Here is a 19,459-nt window from a genome sequence, read left to right as displayed (position 1 = left end):
CGGTTTTCTACGGTCCAGTTTACCCGACGTTCAATGACGTGGCGCGAAATCGGGCAAAACCACAGGTGTCGGGGATCGTCATGCTTCGCCTTCCCGTTGTCAGCCGTCTTGGTCGACAGCTCGCGCATTTCGCGGCTGCCGAGCAAGGCAATATCGCCGTCATATTCGCCATCACACTCATCCCCATTCTGAGCTTCGTGGGCGCCGCGGTGGATTACAGCCGCGCGGCCCAGGCCCGAACCTCGATGCAGGCGGCGCTCGATTCGGCCGCGCTGATGCTGTCCAAGGACCTGACGGCAGGTACGATCACGACCTCGCAGCTCACGACCAAGGGGCAGGCCTATTTCAACGCGCTATTCACCGGCACCTCCACCCTGCCGAACGTCACTGTCACCGCGACCTATACGCAAGGCACGTCGATGGGCTCGACCATCCAGCTCACGGGAAGCGGCACCTACACGACGACCTTCATGAAGATCGCCGGCTACCCGACGCTCGGCGTCGACACCAGCACGACCAGCGCCTGGGGCATGACGCGCATGCGCGTCGCCATGGTGCTCGACGTCACGGGCTCGATGGCCGACGATGGCAAGATGGCAGCGATGCAGACGGCGGCCAAGAATCTGATCGATCAGCTCAGCGCGCTCGCCAAGAACAACGGCGACGTCTACATCTCGATCGTTCCGTTCTCAAAGGACGTCAACGTCGGCGCCAGCAATTATGGCAAGTACTGGGTCGACTTCACCGATTGGGACGCTGCCAACGGCAGCAACACCTGTACGGCGCGCGACAGCAACAATCACTGCATCAGCCGCGTCTGGGTGCCCAATAATCATAATACCTGGAACGGTTGCGTGACCGACCGCGACCAGGACTACGACACCAAGAACACCCCGCCGACCAGCGGCAACTCGTCGACGCTGTTCCCAGCGGACCAATATTCGTTCTGCAATTCCGGCAATTCAGCCTACATCCAACCGATCATGCCGCTGAGTTACGACTGGACCGCACTCAAGGCCATGATCGATAAGTTGGTTCCGACCGGCAACACCAACCAGAGCATCGGTCTCGCCTGGGGCTGGATGACGCTGTCGACCGGCGATCCCATGAACGCTCCGGCCAAGGACACCAACTACACCTACAAGGACGCGATCGTGCTGCTCTCCGACGGTCTCAACACGCAAGACCGCTGGTACAGCAATGCATCCCAGATCGACGCGCGACAGAAGAAGCTGTGCGACAACGCCAAGGCCAACCCCTACAACATCACCATCTATACGGTACAGGTGAACACCGGCAGCGATCCAACCTCGACCGTGCTGCAATATTGCGCGAGCAGCACCGACAAGTTCTATCTGGTGACGTCGGCGAGCCAGACCGTCCAGGTCTTCCAGGACATCTACAAGTCGCTGTCGAAGCTGCGCGTCGCGCGCTGAGGCGGATCCGTCAACTCAAACGAAAAAGCCCGGCTGGTTCAGCCGGGCTTTTTGATTCCAGGAGGCTAAGCGTTAGTTGGAAGCCGGGGTGAACTTGGAGACGATGGTCTCGACCGGCTTGAACGCCTGCTTGGCGAGGTCGCTATAGAGGCCGGCGATCTTCTGCGATTCAGCGACAAAGGTCTCGTAGCTGGAACGGGCGAAATCGGTCTGCGCTTCCAGCGCCTTGTCCAGCGACTTCACGCCGGAAAGCTTCTCGACGAAGGACTTGGTGTCCTCGAACGACTTCTTGGTATAGTCGCCATACGCGCTGGCGATCGCCTGGAGGCCGTGCTGCACCGAGGTCGCGGAGGCAACACACTGCTCGAACTGCTCTTTCCCGTAGTTCTGAAAATCTTCAACCTTGAACATCTCGGAATCCCTTTTTCCCTGGCATCGTCGGAAGCCCCGGCTCCCTGACATTGCCTACAATTAGTGCAATGCACAAAAAAGTCAAGAATATTGTGCGACGCACAAAGATAGATGCAAATCGCGGAGATTCCCGAGGGTTCCCGCAAGGGTTCCTTAAGCTTTTAGAAACCGCGCGCCCCTACCCTGATTCCCTGGACGTGTTCAGCTTCCGCAGACGGTCAAAAGCCGTTTGAGAACATAACCTTAGCCAGAACAGCGGCTCAGGCTCCACCTCGCGCGCAGCTCGCATCAGCAGAGGGACAGCCTGAGCAGGTAATGATCCCGGGTCGTTTGGGCACAATTTCGCCTCACGGGCCGGTGATCAAGTCAGAAACGGGGACGGGGTTTCATGCTTCGTAAAAACTTATCTTCCTCGCGCTTGGCGCGGGTTGGGGTTTTCGGGCTTCTTACAGTCACCACCGCGGTCATCTTCACCACCGATGTGGCCGAGGCGCGCCGCCATCGGCATCGTCATTCCGCGCACCACCGGGTGCAGCGCGATGCGTCCGAAAGCTACAGCCCGCAATTCGCGTCGATCATCGTCGACGGCAATTCCGGCTCGGTGCTGCAGTCGACGAACCCGGACGGGCTCCGCCATCCCGCCTCGCTCACCAAGATCATGACGCTCTATCTGCTGTTCGAGCGGCTGGAGTCCGGCAAGATGAAGCTCGACACCGAAATGCCGGTGTCCCAGCACGCCGCCGACCAGGATCCGACCAAGCTCAACCTGCGCCCGGGCCAGACCATCCGCGTCGAGGACGCCATCAAGGGTCTCGTCACCCGCTCCGCAAACGACGCGGCCGTGGTGATCGCCGAAGCGATCGGCGGCGATGAAGACGATTTCGCCCAGATGATGACGCGCAAAGCGCGCGCGCTCGGCATGTCCAAGACCGTCTATCGCAACGCCTCCGGCCTGCCGAACGACGAGCAGGTGACGACAGCCCGTGACCAGGCCACGCTCGGCCGCGCCATCCAGGACCGCTTCCCGCGCTATTATCGTTATTTCTCGACCGCCTCGTTCAATTTCAGGGGCCAGTCGATCCGCAATCACAATCACCTGCTCAGCAGTGTCGAGGGCATCGACGGCATCAAGACCGGCTACACCCGCGCCTCCGGCTTCAACCTCGTGAGCTCGCTGCACCGCGGCAACCGCTTCCTGGTCGGCGTGGTCCTGGGCGGCCGCAGCGGCGGCTCGCGCGACGCCATCATGCGCAACCTGCTCGCGGAGAATCTCGAGAAGGGCGCGAGCGCCCGCACGGTTGCCGCCATCAGCGAGCGCAACGGCTCCGACGCCAGCGCCGATGTCGCCGACGCCTCTGAGGCCCCGGCTCGGCCCGCTCCGCAGGTCCAGGCCGCAGCCGCCCCCGCTCCCGAAGCGGCCGCACCGCGCCTGGCCTCGCGCCTGTCGGCGCTCGCTGCCGCCACCGCCGCGATGCCGCCGGCCCAGCCCAGGCCTGAAGCGAGGCCGGTCGATGCCAAGATCGAGCCCGCGCCGCTCACCAACGGCGTCATCGCGAGCCAGCCGCTTTCGCTCATCCCGGGCTCCTCCGAGCCGATGAAGCCGGTCCGTGTGAAGACTGTTCAGGTCAAGGCCGGCCCGGTGAAGGTCGCCTCCGCGGCTCCCGCGCAGGCCGCGCCGCCGGTGACCAGCACCATTGCGTCGCGCACGGACGTCGCCGAGACCTCCGGCGCGGTCGTCGCCCGGGCCGACCTCGTCAACAAGCCTGAAGTCATCAACAAGCCGGAAGCCCAGAAGGCCGAGGTCGCCCGCGCCGAGCTGCCGCCGCAGCCGCCGGGCTTCGGCACCGGCAACGGCATCCTCGGCGTGCTCCCGGCCGCAACCGCCACCGCTCCCGCACCGGCCGCGAAGCTCGCTTCCGCCGATCCGGCACAGCAGGCCGTCCAGATGAGCACCACCAAGCCGGTCGTCAGCCACAGCGGCTGGATCGTTCAGGTCGGCGCACTCGAGAGCGAGAGCGAAGCCCAGCAGCGCATCGACGCCGCGCGCAGCTCGGCCCGTGGCCTCCTCAGCAAGGCTGACCCGTTCACCGAGGTGGTCGCCAAGGACAACCGCAAGCTCTACCGCGCCCGCTTTGCCGGACTCGAGCGGGACCAGGCCGAAGCAGTGTGCCGCACGCTGAAGCGCGCCGACATCTCCTGCATCACGGTCCGCAACTAGCTCTTTTCATCCTTCCGACCCCAATGCCCGCGCCTCTGGCGTGGGCATTTTCGTTTTGTGGACGCAGTGATCCGAAGACTGTTTCGCAACAACCTCTCGTCAAGGATTTACGGTTAAAACTTTGCTCAAGGGATCGACCACGCCGCAAACGGCGGGCATCGGGGCGACGGCAAACGGAGCAAGCGGAGTTCACGCGGTACGGGCGTTTGTAGCGTGGTGCCGGAGTTAGCCGTTATGCGTGCGAAGCAGAGTATCCTTGGCCTCGTTTACACGGGCAGCGAGATACGTCGAGCCCCCCTGGTCGGGATGCAGTTTCTTCATGAGGGATTTGTGGGCCCGGCTGATGTCGTCACGCCCCGCCCCCGGCTGCAGGCCAAGGATCTGATAGGCTTCCTCCGCCGTCATTTTGCCGCCCGCCGCCGTGCGGCGCTGCCCCCCTGCCGCATTGCCTTGCGCGTTCTGACGCCAGGCGGGAAACCGGCGGTCCAGATAGCTTTCAAGTAAGGCGACGCTCTCGGCGTCGAACGCCGGGACCATCGCGAGCAATCCGGCGAGATCAAACTCGTCGAGACTGCGCCCGGCGTTCGGCCCGGCAACGATCTGGCCCGTCAGCTGGCCGCTGTCGTGATCGAGCTGCATATCCAGAAACTGCGAGCGCACGCGCGAGCTCTGCCCTGACGCGCGCGTCGCGCCACCGCCGAACAGCCCGCCGACATTGCCGAAGCCTGCGTTCGCCAGCGGCGTCCAGCCGAGCAGCCCGGCGCCGAATATTCCGAGCGGGATCGCCACCGCAAGCTCGCCCCTGATGCCGGTGAAGGCTGCGACCGCCAGCGCCACCACGCCGCCGCCGACCTTGAGGGCACGCGCGAGCACCGCCGGATTGGCCGCGCGGAACATCTGGAGCAGCAGATACAAAGTGACAACGGCGACAGCGCCAGCGATCAGGGTCGGCATGACCGGAATATAGTCGCCCTGACGGCAAAATGCATGGCGGTCTTTCCGCACGCCCGCAGCCGGCGACGACACCGAACACTGGTTTGCCGGAACGTCCGACTACTTCATCTGGCCGATCAGCAGGGCCGCGCCGCTCGTGGTCTTCGACAATTTCAGCAGCGCCTCGCGGCCGCCGGCGGCATAGGCTGCGGCGGCGCGCAGCAGGTCGCGCAGCTGCGCCGCCGCGCCCGGATCGAACCGGCACCAGGCCCCGCCGGTCAGGCGCGCGATCTCGCGGAACGCCTGCTCGGCCACGGTGTCGTGGCCTTCCTGAAACAGAAAGACGGGGACCTTCAACATGCCAAGCTCACCCGCCTTGGCGCAGAGTTCGTCGACCTTCTCCTCCATGGCATCGCCGACGAAGACCACGGCGCGCACGCCGGAAGCTACCGCCTCGCGCCGCGCCTCGCTCAGCACCTTGCCGATCTGTGTGTCGCCGCCACGGCAATCGATTTTGCTCATCAGCGTCGCAAGCCTGACGCTATCTGAGATCCAGCCCGTGGCGCGGCACTCGTTGAAGCCGCGATAATAGACGAGCCGGATGTCGAGACTGCCCAGCGCCGCCGCCTCACGGAACATGTCGGCCTGGAGCGCGCAGGCCATGTCCCAGGTCGGCTGCCGGCTCATCGTCGCGTCCAGCGCAAAGATCAGCCGGCCCTTGGCGCCGGGCGCATGCGGCGACATCGCGCGGGCCTTGGCGACGAAGGCGGCGATATCGTCCGCTGTTGACGCATCCGCCTGTGGCAGTCCACCGCTTCGATCGTCTTTCGCTGAAACGGGTTCGCGGCCGCGCGGTTTGGTCGGTTCGCCGGACATCCCTGCTCGCATCTTGTCAGAGACGGCTAATGTGGAGTGCGCCCCCTGCCCGGTCAATGCGCGAAGCCTCCGCAGGCGGTCGCCGGCGGAGGCTTCGAAAGTCGTCAGCCAGTTGAGAAGCGCGATCAGCTCTTGGCTGGCTTCATCAGGGCGACCGGACCGGGCTCGAGGATCTTGGGCGGCGATGAAGTGGTGTCGACGGGCGCGATCTCGCTGTCGGTGGCGCTCAGGAACTTGTCCAGCATGCCCTGGATCGAGTTCTTGGCATCGTCCGGACCGGTGTCGCGCATGTCGTTATGCTGGAATTCGGTCTTCACGACCTGAATCCCGGCCTTCTCGCACTCCTCGTCGGTCGGGATCACGCCCGGATCCGTCTTGAACTGCGGATCGTGGGAACGGAACGACAGGATCTTGAACTTGCCGGCGGTGACGAAGGGCACGCGCAGATTGTCCAGCGTGACGACCTTCTTGACCTCGTCCGGATACTGCTTGGCGAAATACATCGTGATATCGCCGCCCATGGAGTGACCGACCATCGTCACCTGGGCGTAGTCGGCGTTCGGCTGCACCTTCTTCATTTCCTGCATCGCCAGATGGATGTTGGCGACGCCGCGCAGGATCTGCGGCAGCCGGCCGACGTAAAGCTCGCCGGGCTTGGTCACCATCGGAGGATCGGTCGGCAGGTCATGCTGCGGGCTGACCACGAGATAGCCGCGCGCCGCAAAGATGTTGGCGAGGAAACCGTATTCGGTGTTCTTGACGGTGTTGCCGTGATTGATCACCGCGACCGGCAACGTGATCATGCCGGCAGTGGCCTGCATTTCCTTGTCGCGACGGACGGCGATATCGACGGGCACTGGACGGTTGTCGCGCGAAGCGTCGTAGAAGGTGATCGTCTCATGCTTGATGGCCCATTTGCTCGCCGTGAAATAGGCGACGCCGCAGAGGGCACCGACGGAAACCAGAACGGCAATTCCACGCTTCATTTTCGTCCTCAGCCTCAGGTCTTCTGACCTGAATCCCTGTTGAAAATCGTTGGTAGAGGGCTCTCACTGACCCCTTGTCGCCTATTCCCTAATATATGTCACAGCCACGTGACAGGAAGGCCAAATATTGTGATCCGGCAGCCCTTTCGTTGTGCGCCGCACACGTTTCTTGAGCACCTTATTCCAGCACCACTACGTCAGGGTGCACTCGTACTTCAGACGCAACCTTTCTCTTTCAGGTTCGGTTTCAGTGTAAATGCAGCATAAAAACCTCGCTGCGCTCGCTCGGTTCCGTGGGAACCCGGGATTTCAGCTTCGTTGATCTTCGACCGGAAGTAGCGCCGTACCGTCGCGGCTCAGGCGCCGAGGATGTCGTGAACCTCGAGCGGCTTGTCGACCTGGCTGAACCACTCGGCGCGGTTGGCCGCGCGGCGGCGGCCGCGCTCGTCGAGCGGCAGCTTGAGCTGGCGGAGCAGGCTCGTCACCTCTTCCCGTGCGGTGAGATGACCGAGATTGGGCCGCATGCCGAGCGTGGCCTCGTCGATCTCGTCGAGCGCGGTCAGGCCGCGCGGAAAGAACTCGCGATAGACGACGCGCTCGGCAAAGCCATCGACATAGCGGAAGCCGAGCCGCAGCGACAATTCCTTCAAGCCGTCGGCGACGAGTTGCTTGTTGCGCGAGCCGAGCATGGACAGGCGGTTGCGCACGACGATCCAGTCGGTGGTCGAGCCGTCAAGCTGGCGGCGCCTGCGCCTCGTGTCCCGCACCATCTCGGCATAGTGGCTCTCGCCCGTGACCGCATAGTTGGCGGGGTCGACGGTGCCGAGCACGTCGAAATCGAGGAAGCTGTCGTTGATCGGCGTGACCAGGGTATCAGCCATCGAATGGGCGAGCCGCATCAGGTAGCTGTCGGTGCCTGGCGTATCGATGACGATGAAGTCGAAACTGCTTTCGACTGCCGAGACCGCCTCCATGAACTGCTGGAACTCGGAGTTCTCGTTGTCGGCGATCTGCATGGTCTCGCCGAGCTTGATGCAGCGATGTACCGGCAGCTCGAGATCGAGCTTGGTGCGGCGCGCCCAGGCGGAACGGTTGTTGATGTAACGGGTGAAGCTCTGCTGACGGCAGTCGAGGTCGATGGTGGCGACGCGCTGGCCAGCCTTCAGAAGCGCGACCGCGATATGCAGGGCCGTCGTCGACTTGCCGGAGCCGCCCTTTTCGTTGCCGAGCACGACAACATGCGCCGAGCCGGATTGGCCTTGGCTAGCCTGCAGAAGCATAGCGATCCTCAACACCCCTAACGAATATCTTCGAGATGACCGCGTCTGCGGTCAAGTGAAATGCGTGACAGGAAATGCAAATCGCACTGCGCCGTGCTTCATCATGAATCGCGCCGCCATTTCGCGTCTGCGATTCAGCCAACAGTGCCGCGACATCCTTCACGGCGGTACGCGGGATGCTGTGCCGCATGCGGATGCATGGCGTCCACGGCCGCGGCTTGTTAAGGTTAGCCGGCCGCGCGGCAGACCGTACGGCCCATCCGTGTCCCAGCCATCCCCGAGTCCTGATGTCACGCAGCCCCTTGATCGCCCGCACGGTCCCCACCCTGCGCCGCGCCATCGACAATCTTCGCAAGCGAAAAGCCACGATCGCGCTGGTGCCGACCATGGGGGCACTCCATGACGGGCATGTGTCGCTGGTCCGACTCGCCAAGCGACGCGCGAGCCGGGTCGTGGTCTCGATCTTCGTGAACCCGACTCAGTTCGCGCCGACCGAGGATTTCGGCGCTTATCCGCGAACCTGGAAGTCGGACATCGACAAGCTGGCCGCCGAGGACGTCGACATGGTCTGGCACCCCGGCGTCGAGGCCATGTATCCGGAGGGCTTTGCCACCCGCATCGCGCCGGAGGGGCCGGCGCTGGCCGGGCTCGAAGACCGCTTCCGCCCGCACTTCTTTGGCGGCGTCGCCACCGTGGTCGGCAAGCTGTTCACGCAATGCCGGCCGGATTTCGCGATCTTCGGCGAGAAGGACTTTCAGCAATTGCGGGTGGTGACGCAGATGGCGCGGGATCTCGATCTCGGCGTCAAGATCATCGGGTCCCGCACCGTGCGCGAGCGCGACGGGCTCGCGATGTCCTCGCGCAACGTCTACCTGTCGCCGGAGGAGCGGCAGATCGCGCCCACGCTCTATCGCGCCATGAAGGAAAGCGCCCGCCGGATCAAGGCCGGCGATGCGATCGCGTCTGCGATGGCGGGCGGCGCCGGCCTGATCGCGGCCGCCGGCTTTACGCTCGACTATTTCGAGGTCCGCAATGCCGAGACGCTTGGGCCGGTCACCTCACGCAAGGACGGCCCCTTGCGGATCCTGGTCGCAGCCAGGCTCGGCTCGACGCGCCTGATCGACAATATCGCGGTTTAGAGCAGCCCGAGGTCGCGCAGCTCGCGCCGCATCGGCTCCGGCATCGCCGCAATGGTGCCTGCTGCGGCCTTGCCGAGATCGGGCGGCACGGCGTCCTCGGTGAGATAGCGCCAGCCCTGGAATGGACGCATCGGCCGCGGCGAGACCGAGATCACCCTCGGCTGCATCACGATCCGGCAACGCCCGATGCCGTCCTTGTCTCGGAACGGCTCGATGCCGATGATTTTTTCGCGGGCGGCGATCTCACCCTTAATCACCCAGTAGAGCGATCCCCCTGCGAGAATCTCGGCGTCGCGCTTGGGCACCATGCGGGTGATGTGGATGTGATGCTGCGGCAGACCCTTCTTCTTCGCGGTCTGCATCCGCTCGGCGACCCACTCCTTCAATTCTTTGACGGAGTCGCAGCCAACGGCGAGCTTGATCAGATGTAGCGGCATGCCCCCAGCATTAGCGGGCCGGCCGCGCATTTGAAAGCCGAACTAATTGTTATCCGCAGCCGCGGGAGCCGGTGTAGCTGCCGGCGCCGGCGGCGCCAGCGGAACCGGCGCGGCGGCGGGAGCCCGTGCGGTCTTCGGCGCCGGCGGCTTCTTCGCCGCCGGTGCAGGCGCTGCGGCCTGGGCCGGTGCCGCAGCCGGGGCACGCGCGGTTGGCGGCGCCGCGGCGTTCGCGTTGGCGTTGGCGTTCGCAGCGGGCGCCTGGCGCGCCGGTGGCTCCGAGGTCATGATGCTCACGGCTGGCGTCGACGAGGCGCTTGGGAACTCTGCATTGGTCGGCTTGCCCGTCGGCACCGAGGTCGGTAACGCGGCGAGCGCTCCTCCGGCCGGCAGGCCCGGCGCCGCGGGCGCGTTCCAGGTCGGTGCGAAGCGCGCGACCAACGTGTCGTAGAGATGGGAATCCATGTTGGCGGCGACCTGCTGCTGATCGGTCAGCGATCGGAAGGCCGCACACTCGAATTGCGTGCAGCCGTTGCGCGCGACCAGAACCTGCGCGACGAGGCCGTAGCGGTCGCGCTCCAGCGACTTGCGCATCGCTTTCAACTCTAGCGTCATGCTGCTCTCGGCGGTGGCGACGTCGCCGAGCGCCGTCAGCCGATCGATCCGCGCAGCTGTGTAGGAAACGGCGGCGGCCGCCGCGTCAGGCGCGCCGAACAGCGCCTTCTCGCAGCCGAGCGCCACGGCATCGCCGGCAAGATCATCGAGGCAGGACAGCGCCGGCAGGCTGGCGGTCACCGTGGCCTGCGCGGGCGCTTCGCCCGCGCCGCCGGATCCGCCCGGTCCATAGACGCGCATGGTGGCGGCCACCGCAATGCCGATGGAGAGCAGCGAGATCACGGTCAGCGCGCCGTTGGCGACCGACCTCTCGGCGCGCACCAGCGTAAACAGGAGAATCATGCCGAAGAAGCCGGCAGCGACCAGCGTCAGCCACATCGGAGCGGCCGGCGAGCGCCAGATTTGGTCGAGCGAAGTGGCCCATGCCCAGTTCATGCGCGACGTCCCCTCACGCGAGCAAAGAGCGAATTGTCAAGGCAAGCGCCGCGAGTCGGCAACCGCCCCCATTCACCTTGTCGAGGTGAACCGGGCCTTTTAACGGCGGTGCGAAACAAATCGCTGCCGACACACCGCGCTGTCAACCCAGTGCGAGCTGGCTTTCCTTGGCGACGCGCTCGAAGGCTTCGGTCGAGCTCTTGATCCGGTACTGGCAGTCGTCACCTTCCGTCGGCAGCAGGCGGATGATCTCATACGCGCCGCTGGCAGCCGGACGCGCGACATTGCTGGCCGTGAAAAGTACGCGCGTTCCTACGGGGAATTTGTGCTTCAACACCCTCTCCTACTCAAACAGCGCCTGCCTCGCCCATGGTCCCACGCGATGGCCGGCCGGAAACCCGGCCCGCTCTATAGCATGCGCGCCGCCTTTTTGGCCAGTGGTATCCAGCATGGCAAACGTATCAATTTTGCAATGTTTTCAGCGCGATACCCGAGAACCGGCGCCGGACAATACCGCCGGAACCCGAGGCCCTCAGGCGCCGTGGGGCAACCTGCCGTCGGGGCTTGCCTGATCGACCGCCTTGGGCAGCTCCTGGGCCAGGATGTGGCTGAGCTGGTCGACCGGGATGTTGTAGCGCGCCGCCAACTGGCGAACGGTGTCGTTGCCGAGCACGGCGCGAAGCTGGTCGGCCGAGATCGGCAGATTCTGGCCATTGCCGAGCCAGGACTTCACCTGGTCGCCGAAGCCGGCCTGCTCGAGCTTGGCGACAATCGCGCCGAGCCCGCCCTGACTGTTGCTGCCGAGCACCTCGCTGAGCACGGCCGGCAGCACCGCTGCGCCGAGCTGACCGAGCGCGCTGCGGAACGCGGGGTTGTTCTCCAACGAGTCCAGGATTCCCATAGCCGTCCCCTCTCCTTCGACGATCGCACCTGCGATTGAGCGCTGCGGGCCTGTGCACCGTCAAGCGGCCCTCAATCACAATCATGGTAAAATGCGATGCGATTGCATCGCGTTTTACCCGTTTAGGAGAGCATGATCTGATCGGAAAACCGGTACCCACTTTGCGCTAACGCGGCCCTTCGGGTCCGGATCATGCTTACGCATCCTCGAACTTTTCGATGACAAGCGTTTCGGCGAGCCCGTCGCGGGTCCATTCCTGGAACGCCGGCAGCGCCATCATCGTGTCCATGTAGGCCTTGGTCTCTGCCGTGACGTCGATCGCGTAGGTGCGGAAGCGGTGCACGACCGGGGCGTACGTCGCATCCGCCGCGCCGAAGCGGCCGAACAGGAACGGCCCCTTGGCGCCGTAGCGGGTCCGGCACTCGCGCCAGATCTCCTGAATGCGCGCGATGTTGGCCAAAGCATCCGCCGACAGCGCTATCGCACGCACGGGGCGATGCAGGTTCATGCCGCATTCGCTGCGCAGGGGGACGAAGCCGGAATGCATCTCAGCGCACACCGAACGGGCATGGGCGCGGGCCGCGACGTCATCGGGCCAGAGCTTCTTTTCCGGATAGCGCTCGGCGATGTATTCGATGATCGCGAGCGAATCCCACACCGTGATATCGCCGTCGACGAGCACCGGCACCTTGCCGGCGCGGCTGAAGCCGAGGATGCGCTCCTTGTCCGCGGGATTGTCGGTGTAGAGCGGGATGACGGTCTCCACGAACGGGATGTCGTTGGCGCGCAGCGCGAGCCAGGGCCGCATCGACCATGACGAGTAGTTCTTGTTGCCGATCGCGAGTTTCAGCGCAGCCATGTGACCAATCCTTGTCTCAGACTCTCTCGTGCGCCTGCTTGTAGCGCTTTCGCCTGCCGCCAATCAATCGTTGCCGCGCGTGAACATGCATGGCAATTCTTCTGCGAATGAGGGGATCAAGATGCACGGATATTGGGTCGACGCCGCCGCCGTCGGCTTCTTCATCGTCGAATGGCTGGTCTACGCCCTGACGCTGGAGCACTCGGCTTACGGGCGCAACAGCCTGTCGGCGCGCATGAACCGCTTCCGCGAGGTCTGGGTCCGCCGCCTGCTCGAGCGCGAGACGCGCATGGTCGACATGCAGATCATGGCCTCGCTGCAGAACGGCACCGCCTTCTTCGCCTCCACCAGCCTGTTCGCGATCGGCGGCGCACTGGCGCTGCTGCATGCCACCAACGATGCGATCGTCATCCTGAGCAAGCTGCCGATCGACCTCAGCCCCTCGCCCGCGCTGTGGGAGCTGAAATGCGTCGGCCTCGTCCTGATCTGCGTCTACGCCTTCTTCAAGTTCGCCTGGGCCTATCGCCTGTTCAACTATGTCGCGATCCTGTTCGGCGGCATGCCACCGTCCTCCCAGCGCGACACGCCCACGGCCGAGGCCCACGTCATCCGCACCACGCGCGTGTTCGAATCCGCCGGCCGCCACTTCAACCGCGGCCAGCGCGCCTTCTTCTTCGCACTCGGCTATCTCGGCTGGTTCGTCAGCCCCTGGGTGCTGTTCGTGAGCACGGCAGCGGTGGTGATCGTGACATGGCGGCGGCAGTTCGCATCCAGTGCCTGGGCGGCGATGGCGCCGGAGGATTGGGCGGTGGATGGCGAGGCGGCGCAGAAGCCAGGTCATTGATGAAGATTCTCGTGTCCCGGACGCACTGCAACGCGCATAGCGCGTTGAAGACGTGCGTAAACGCGCTTTTGCGTTGCTGCGCAGAGCCGGGACCAAGATGATAATGCGGCACAGCGCTGCAAATGGGCCCCGGCTCTGCAGCGCACCGCCGAAGAGGCGCTGCGCCTGCGTCCGGGGCACGCGACAGCAAATTGAGGCGCAGGCTCTCTCCCCGTCGTCATTGCGAGCGCAGCGAAGCAATCCAGACTGCCGCCACGGAAAGATTCTGGATTGCTTCGCTTCGCTCGCAATGACGCAGCAGGGTGCATCGCCACCATCCGCTGACTCGCATCCGAACTCGCAGACACACCTTCGTCTTCTCGCGGCGCATTTCGCCCGAGCTACCGCTGGCCAATTACATAAAAACCGGACCACCGGTGTCGCCAAGCCTTAGCAAACTTCGCGCACAACCGAGGCACGCATAATTCTGGATACGCTATCGAGGAATCATGGAACGAGACATCGCGATCAGAATCGACGGAATGCCTGGGGGGCGCTGGTTAATCTGGATGGCATTGCTCACTATATGAAAAACAATCTGTCGGACGAGGAGTATTCCAAACTCGTCAAGTCAATCGGGCAGTCGATGGCTGGACTGTTCGATCTCTCGCAGTCCCTGCATTCCCTGTTTCCCGACATCGTTCCCGCGGAGCTGCGACCGCCGGGCAAGCCGTAGGGCTTGGTATTCGACGCAATGAACGCACTCGGAATTGATGGCAAAGCCTGAGATTGCAGGCAGCAATTCGACACGCTATACGCTAGCGCATTGGAATGACTTAACGCGTAAGACCGGGGGCGAAATGAACAAGGTGATGATCGCGGCTGTCGCGGCGGTTTTGGGACTATCGACGGCGAAGGCAGCTCCGCTTTACGAATGCCACGGCGACCCGGCCTGCCAGGCCAAGCGCGACAGCATGTCCCGCGCCACGTACGACCGAAATATCAAGCGGTGCCTCGCCTCCGCCGGCGCCACGATCGAGCAGTGGCGCGCTCACGCCGTGCCGAGGGGCCCAGCCGACAAAGTCCGCGCCTGCCTCGCCGCGAACGGATAACGCGAGCGGCAAACCCTACGACCCGCCAAAATCCCGCGGCGTGAATGGAAGGTCCATCACCTTCCATTCCTGGTACTTGTCGACCGGCAGCATCTTGTAGGGCTGGCAGGCCAATAGCGCGCTCATCGCCGACTGCATCAGCAGCGGGCCCTTGGCCGATGCGCTCGCCTCGATCAGGACCGGGGCGCGCGCCAGCGTGCCGTCGGTCGCCATCACTGCGCGCAGCTTGATGTGCACGTTGTCGCCCGGCGCCACGCCGGCCGGCAGTTTTGCGCAGCTCCTCAAATGGCGGCGAAACTCTGCGACCACCTCGGCTGGAAGCTTGGCCGCAATCGAATCCTTGGCGTCGCCGCCGTCGTCCTTGGGCGCGTCCTTCGGCGCGAGCGACAAGTCCGGCGGCAGGCCCAGCATGACGCCGTATTTGACGGTGACGTCGGGCTCCGGAGCCGCATAGGCCGGCTTCTCGGCTTGCGGCGGTGGCGGCACGGGGGGCGGCTGCTGCGTAGGCTGTGGCTGCGCTGATTGCGCCGTCTGAGGCTGTTGAGTTGCTTGCGGTTGCGGCGTCGCCTGCTCTTGCGGCTGTACGTTAGCCTCGCGCTGTTTCGCCGCCGATGAGGGCTGCGGCTGCGCTTGTTGCCGCTGCGGCTCAGGCGATGCCGGCGGCGCGGGCGACGGTGATGGCGCCGGCGCGGACTGCTTGGCCGAAGGCGCGGTCGCCTCCGCCTTGTCGTTGAAATCGAGCTTGGGCAGTTTTAAGTCGGGGAGCGGCGCTTCAGGCGTCTTCTCCTTCGCCTCCTCCTTGGCCTCCTGCTCCTTGACCTGCTCCTGCACCTGCTCCGGCGTGACGATGTCGACCGACACTGTCTCGGGCGGCGCGGCACGGAACGGATGGACCTCGCTGATCAGGATGATCAGCCCCACCAGCGTCAGATGCGCGATCGCCGACGCTGCAATGTCCGTCCGTATGATCCGCCGCAGTTCCATCGCCCGATCTTGGGTTGCCGCGCTGGTCCTAGCATAACGGAAGTCCCCCTCAATCCCATTTCGGCGCGAAGCCGTAATCGGTCAGGCGGCCCTTGGGGTGGGCAAGCCCGGCAATCCGGCGCATCTCGTCGTCCGACAGCTCGAAATCGAAGATCCCGATGTTCTCCGACAGGCGTTCGACGCGCGAGGTCCGGGGAATCGCAGCGACATTCTGCTGCACCAGCCAGCGTAAGCAGACCTGCGCCGGACTCTTGCGGTGCGTGCGCCCGATCTCGGCCAGCGTCTGGTCGGTCTTGATGCGGCCTTTGGCGATCGGGCTGTAGGCGACCAGCGCGAGGCCGTGCTGGTCGCAGGCCGCCCTCACCTTCGCCTGGTCGAGATAAGGGTGATATTCGACCTGGTTGCAGACCAGCGGCTCCGGCGAGAGCGCGACCGCCTGCTCGATCAGGGCCACCGTGAAGTTGGAGACGCCGATGTGACGTGTCAGGCCCATTTGCCTGGCATGCGCCAGCGCCCCCAGCGTCTCCGCCAGCGGCACGTGCGAGTTGGGCCAGTGCAGCAGCACGAGGTCGACAGACGAAAGCCGCAGCCGCGCGAGACTCTCCTTGACCGAGCGCTCGAGATCGTGAGGCGCGAAATGGTTGGTCCAGACCTTCGTGGTCACGAACACATCGTCACGGCGCACGCCGGAGGCGCGCAAGGCATCGCCGACCTCGCGCTCATTCTCATAGACCTGCGCGGTGTCGATGTGACGGTAGCCGAGCCGCAGCGCCTGCTCGACCACGCGCGCGCAGGTCCGGCCGCTCAGCTCCCAGGTTCCGAGCCCGAGCGCCGGAATCTTTGCGCCATTGGCCTCGACGAACAGCATGAGGAATCTCTCCCACGTTCGCGCCGACGGCCATTATGGACCTCGCCCATGGCAGTGCCAACCGAAGCTGAGGCATGCAGACGGGATATCCAGATCAGACTTGATGAGGTCTTGATGAGTATCTTGCCGTCAGGCCTTGGCGAGCGCCTGGAACACCGTGTCCGGCGCATGCGCGATCACCGCCAGCAGCGCGCGGGCCGGTCCGCGCGGAGCGCGCTTGCCCTGCTCCCAGTTGCGGATGGTCTCGACGGGAACTCCCAGCTTGGCCGCGAACTCCATCTGGGTGAGACAGGCGCGGCGGCGCAGGTCGCGCACCGCGAGCGGAGCGGCCTCATCCTGTGCAGCCGGGGTCGCGGGCTGCACCGGAAACTCCTGCCCGTCCCGCAACTCGACGATCCGTCCGTCCGCCTTCAGCCGCAACCGCATGTTCATCCCCCAAGCGGGGGAATCATGCGCGAGGCCGCTTAAGTTCGGATTAACGATAGCGAGGTGCACACGGTCTCGTGTCCCGGACGCAGCCCCGCTTAGGGCGTCGCAGCGCGTTCGGGACACGAGCGTGGACTTTGTGGTTGCCCACACTCCGTCATTGCGAGCGCAGCGAAGCAATCCAAAGTCTTTCCGCGGCGACAGCCTGGATTGCATCGCTGCGCTCGCAATGACGACCGTTGAGAGAGCGGCGCCTCGAAGCGACCTACTTCAAGCCAAACCAGAGCGTCGCGATGCCGAGGAAGGAGAAGAAGCCGACGACGTCGGTCACCGTGGTGACGAAGGTGCCGGACGCCACCGCGGGATCGGCCCGCACCCGGTCGAGCCCCATCGGGATCAGGATGCCGCCGAGCGCGCCGGCGACGAGGTTGCAGATGATCGCAAGGCCGATCACGATTCCGAGGCCCGGGATCTTGAACCAGGCCACCGCGGCGATGCCTGTGATCACCGCGAAGGCGAGACCGTTGACGAGGCCGACGAAGGTCTCGCGCATCACCACACGCCAGGCGTTGGAGGAGCCGAGCTCGCGGGTGGCGAGCGCGCGCACCGCGACCGTCATGGTCTGGGTCGCGGCGTTGCCGCCCTGGCTCGCGACGATCGGCGCCAGCACGGCGAGCGCCACCATCTTTTCGAGCTGGCCCTCGAACAGGCCGAGCACCGAGGACGCCAGGAACGCAGTGGCGAGATTGACCAGTAGCCAGTTGAAGCGGCCGCGTGCGATGGTCAGCACGGTGTCCGACAGCTCTTCGTCGCTGGTAACACCGCCGAGCGCCTTGAGGTCCTCGGCCGCCTCCTCCTCGATGACGTCGACGACGTCGTCGACGGTGATGACGCCGACGAGACGATCCTGGGTGTCGAGAACCGGCGCGGCGACGAGATTGTACTTGCCGAACATGCGCGCCACCTCCTCCTGGTCCTCCAGGACGGAGACGCGGCGGCGATCCTCATCGCAGAGGTCGGCGAGCGGCACGGGACGGCGCGAGCGCAGCAGCACGTCGAGCGGCACCGCGCCCTGCCAGTGCTGCTCCTTGTCGACCACGTAGATCTCGTAGAAGCGATCGGGCAGGTCCGGTGTCTCGCGCATGTAATCGATCGCCTGGCCGACGGTGAAATCCTGCGGCACGGCGATGAACTCGGTCTGCATCCGCCGTCCGGCGGAGTTTTCCGGATAAAGCAGGCTGCGCTCGAGCGCGACGCGCTCGGGCAGCGGCAGCTTCTCCAGGATCTCCTCCTGGTCCGCTTCGTCGAGGGTTTCCAGAAGCTCGACCGCGTCGTCGGATTCGAGCTCGCGCACGCCCTCGGCGACCGTCTCCGGCGGAAGCTCCTCGAGGATCTCCTCGCGGACCGCCTCGTCGACCTCGTTCAGCGCCGAGAAGTCGAAATCGCGGCCCGTCAGCTCGACCAGGCGGACGCGGTCGTCGGGCTCCAGCGCTCCGATCAGATCGCCGAGGTCGGCCTCGTGCAGCTCGCCGACGGTGGCCTTGAGCAGCGTCGAGTCGCCACCTTCGATCGCGTGCGCAATCGCCTCGACGAATTCGTGCCGAATTTCGCCGTCTTCATTGCGCATCGGCACATGGTCAAGTACCGAGGCCGCGGCGGACGGGGCAACGTCCATTTGTTCATCCATGGCGCGCCTCGCCGTTTGACAGATTGGATCAGTTGGTCTGAGCTATCGGCTCAGGCAATACTCACAAGGCAACTGCAAGCGCAATGACAAAGATGCGTCGGCCGAAATGGATCTCGATATCGATGGGGGCGGCCCTCGCCGCCCTCGCCAGTACCACCTCGGCCAAGGCCGCAGACTGTCCGCGCAAGGATGCGCTCGGCACCTCGCGCGTGCTGAGCGTCGACGTGAAGGCCACGCCGCGCGTCGGCCTGAAGAGCTTTCCGCAGACGCTGCCGCTGGCCGATCACGAGGTCGTGCTGACCTTCGACGACGGCCCGTATCCGCCGACGACGTCGAAGGTGCTGGCCGCGCTGGCGCAGGAATGCGTGGGCGCCACCTTTTTCCTGATCGGCCAGCACGCCTCCGAACATCCCGAGATGGTGAAGCGGATCGCGCGCGAGGGCCACACCATCGGCCATCACACCTGGTCGCATCCGTTCATGGCGCGGATCCCGCTCGAGAAGGCGACGAGCGAGATCGATCGCGGCATTGCGGCCGACGAGATGGCGCTGCACGGCGCCTCGACGACGACACCGTCGACGCCGTTTTTCCGCTTCCCCTATTTCGAGTCGACGCCCGCAGAGCTCGACCTGCTCCAGTCGCGCGGCATCGTCGTATTCGGGGCCGATCTCTGGGCCAGCGACTGGGAAGAGATGACCCCGGAGCAGGAGTTGAAGCTCGTCACCGAGCGCCTTGCCGCCGCCGGCAAGGGCATCATCCTTTTCCACGACCCCAAGGCGCGCACGGCCGCCATCATGCCCGCCTTTTTGCGGTATTTGCGGGAGAACGGCTATCGCGTCGTTCACGTGGTTCCGGCAGCGCCAGCGCCGAGGAGCGCCGACGCGCGTTGATGCCGGAATGTCACGCCCGTGCAAAATGGGGTGATTCAGGACTTATTAAGTCTCTGTTCATGCTACGCCATGCAGTGTGACGGGGGATCCGCGCCTGAACCGTTTCAGGGCGTCTCCGACCAACGTTGGACATGGCACATTGGACA

21 protein-coding genes are annotated in these 19,459 nt (G+C 64.7%); 7 read left to right on the top strand and 14 right to left on the bottom strand.

Going from position 1 to position 19,459, the window contains the following annotated elements; genetic code table 11:
- Positions 1 to 80 precede the first annotated feature (80 nt).
- Positions 81 to 1,436 carry a TadE/TadG family type IV pilus assembly protein gene (locus K289_RS0119430; RefSeq protein ID WP_027553056.1) on the top strand — a complete coding sequence of 452 codons (1,356 nt, stop codon included), beginning with the start codon at positions 81 to 83 and terminating at the stop codon, positions 1,434 to 1,436.
- Positions 1,437 to 1,508: 72 nt separating this feature from the next.
- On the opposite strand, the gene K289_RS0119425 is transcribed toward K289_RS0119430, so the two are convergent.
- Complete coding sequence (locus tag K289_RS0119425; RefSeq protein WP_027553055.1) at positions 1,509 to 1,847, bottom strand: phasin family protein; 339 nt, start codon at positions 1,845 to 1,847, stop codon at positions 1,509 to 1,511.
- A gap of 388 nt (positions 1,848 to 2,235) precedes the next feature.
- Here K289_RS0119425 and K289_RS0119420 point away from each other — a divergent pair, with 388 nt between their 5' ends.
- Positions 2,236 to 4,065, top strand: a complete 1,830-nt coding sequence (locus tag K289_RS0119420; protein ID WP_027553054.1) for a D-alanyl-D-alanine carboxypeptidase — start codon at positions 2,236 to 2,238, stop codon at positions 4,063 to 4,065.
- Between the two features lie 225 nt (positions 4,066 to 4,290).
- On the opposite strand, the gene K289_RS0119415 is transcribed toward K289_RS0119420, so the two are convergent.
- The 4 genes from K289_RS0119415 to K289_RS0119400 all read right to left on the bottom strand — a co-directional run bounded on the left by K289_RS0119415 (position 4,291) and on the right by K289_RS0119400 (position 8,140).
- On the bottom strand, positions 4,291 to 5,019 hold the full coding sequence (locus tag K289_RS0119415; protein WP_027553053.1) for a DnaJ domain-containing protein: 729 nt from the start codon (positions 5,017 to 5,019) through the stop codon (positions 4,291 to 4,293).
- A 99-nt stretch (positions 5,020 to 5,118) separates the two neighbouring features.
- Positions 5,119 to 5,874 (bottom strand): hypothetical protein, encoded by a 756-nt coding sequence (locus K289_RS0119410; RefSeq protein WP_027553052.1) that lies wholly within the window; start codon positions 5,872 to 5,874, stop codon positions 5,119 to 5,121.
- 125 nt (positions 5,875 to 5,999) lie between these two features.
- The gene (locus K289_RS0119405; RefSeq protein ID WP_027553051.1) at positions 6,000 to 6,860 is read right to left on the bottom strand and encodes an alpha/beta fold hydrolase; all 861 of its coding nucleotides are present in this window, start codon (positions 6,858 to 6,860) and stop codon (positions 6,000 to 6,002) included.
- Between the two features lie 356 nt (positions 6,861 to 7,216).
- Positions 7,217 to 8,140: a division plane positioning ATPase MipZ gene (locus K289_RS0119400; RefSeq protein ID WP_027553050.1), complete on the bottom strand. Its 924-nt coding sequence runs from the start codon at positions 8,138 to 8,140 to the stop codon at positions 7,217 to 7,219.
- 287 nt (positions 8,141 to 8,427) lie between these two features.
- Between K289_RS0119400 and panC the strand changes: the two genes are divergently transcribed.
- On the top strand, positions 8,428 to 9,279 hold the full coding sequence (gene panC, locus K289_RS0119395; RefSeq protein ID WP_027553049.1) for a pantoate--beta-alanine ligase: 852 nt from the start codon (positions 8,428 to 8,430) through the stop codon (positions 9,277 to 9,279).
- Here panC and K289_RS0119390 read toward each other — a convergent pair.
- The 5 genes from K289_RS0119390 to K289_RS0119370 form a co-directional block, all read right to left on the bottom strand.
- Entirely contained in the window at positions 9,276 to 9,716 is a 441-nt protein-coding gene (locus K289_RS0119390) for a DUF1489 family protein (protein WP_027553048.1), read from the bottom strand. The genes panC and K289_RS0119390 overlap by 4 nt on opposite strands.
- A 42-nt stretch (positions 9,717 to 9,758) precedes the next feature.
- Positions 9,759 to 10,763 (bottom strand): hypothetical protein, encoded by a 1,005-nt coding sequence (locus tag K289_RS0119385; protein WP_027553047.1) that lies wholly within the window; start codon positions 10,761 to 10,763, stop codon positions 9,759 to 9,761.
- A 142-nt stretch (positions 10,764 to 10,905) separates the two neighbouring features.
- A complete protein-coding gene (locus K289_RS0119380) occupies positions 10,906 to 11,097 on the bottom strand; it encodes a hypothetical protein (protein WP_027553046.1) in 192 nt (63 codons plus the stop codon).
- Between the two features lie 198 nt (positions 11,098 to 11,295).
- Positions 11,296 to 11,664: a YidB family protein gene (locus tag K289_RS0119375; RefSeq protein ID WP_027553045.1), complete on the bottom strand. Its 369-nt coding sequence runs from the start codon at positions 11,662 to 11,664 to the stop codon at positions 11,296 to 11,298.
- Positions 11,665 to 11,860: 196 nt separating this feature from the next.
- The gene (locus K289_RS0119370) at positions 11,861 to 12,523 is read right to left on the bottom strand and encodes a glutathione S-transferase family protein (RefSeq protein WP_027553044.1); all 663 of its coding nucleotides are present in this window, start codon (positions 12,521 to 12,523) and stop codon (positions 11,861 to 11,863) included.
- Positions 12,524 to 12,644: 121 nt separating this feature from the next.
- Between K289_RS0119370 and K289_RS0119365 the strand changes: the two genes are divergently transcribed.
- The 3 genes from K289_RS0119365 (at position 12,645) to K289_RS0119355 (ending at position 14,458) form a co-directional block, all read left to right on the top strand.
- A complete protein-coding gene (locus K289_RS0119365; protein ID WP_027553043.1) occupies positions 12,645 to 13,367 on the top strand; it encodes a DUF599 domain-containing protein in 723 nt (240 codons plus the stop codon).
- Between the two features lie 565 nt (positions 13,368 to 13,932).
- The gene (locus K289_RS50570) at positions 13,933 to 14,082 is read left to right on the top strand and encodes a hypothetical protein (protein WP_156918066.1); all 150 of its coding nucleotides are present in this window, start codon (positions 13,933 to 13,935) and stop codon (positions 14,080 to 14,082) included.
- 124 nt (positions 14,083 to 14,206) lie between these two features.
- Positions 14,207 to 14,458, top strand: coding sequence for a hypothetical protein (locus K289_RS0119355; RefSeq protein WP_027553042.1), 252 nt, complete (start codon positions 14,207 to 14,209; stop codon positions 14,456 to 14,458).
- 15 nt (positions 14,459 to 14,473) lie between these two features.
- Here K289_RS0119355 and K289_RS0119350 read toward each other — a convergent pair whose 3' ends face one another.
- The 4 genes from K289_RS0119350 to mgtE form a co-directional block, all read right to left on the bottom strand.
- Positions 14,474 to 15,442 carry a hypothetical protein gene (locus tag K289_RS0119350; RefSeq protein ID WP_027553041.1) on the bottom strand — a complete coding sequence of 323 codons (969 nt, stop codon included), beginning with the start codon at positions 15,440 to 15,442 and terminating at the stop codon, positions 14,474 to 14,476.
- Positions 15,443 to 15,491: 49 nt separating this feature from the next.
- Positions 15,492 to 16,310, bottom strand: a complete 819-nt coding sequence (locus K289_RS0119345; RefSeq protein ID WP_027553040.1) for an aldo/keto reductase — start codon at positions 16,308 to 16,310, stop codon at positions 15,492 to 15,494.
- Positions 16,311 to 16,439: 129 nt separating this feature from the next.
- Positions 16,440 to 16,742, bottom strand: coding sequence for a DNA-binding transcriptional regulator (locus tag K289_RS0119340; protein ID WP_027553039.1), 303 nt, complete (start codon positions 16,740 to 16,742; stop codon positions 16,440 to 16,442).
- Positions 16,743 to 17,001: 259 nt separating this feature from the next.
- Entirely contained in the window at positions 17,002 to 18,423 is a 1,422-nt protein-coding gene (gene mgtE, locus K289_RS0119335) for a magnesium transporter (RefSeq protein WP_027553038.1), read from the bottom strand.
- Between the two features lie 83 nt (positions 18,424 to 18,506).
- Here mgtE and K289_RS0119330 point away from each other — a divergent pair, with 83 nt between their 5' ends.
- Positions 18,507 to 19,313: a polysaccharide deacetylase family protein gene (locus K289_RS0119330; protein ID WP_156918065.1), complete on the top strand. Its 807-nt coding sequence runs from the start codon at positions 18,507 to 18,509 to the stop codon at positions 19,311 to 19,313.
- The last annotated feature ends 146 nt before the right edge of the window (positions 19,314 to 19,459 follow it).

Source organism: Bradyrhizobium sp. Cp5.3, from assembly GCF_000426265.1.
GTDB lineage: Bacteria > Pseudomonadota > Alphaproteobacteria > Rhizobiales > Xanthobacteraceae > Bradyrhizobium > Bradyrhizobium neotropicale.
The sequence above is the reverse complement of the archived record's forward strand: the minus strand, read 5'-3'. Positions and strand labels throughout refer to the sequence as shown.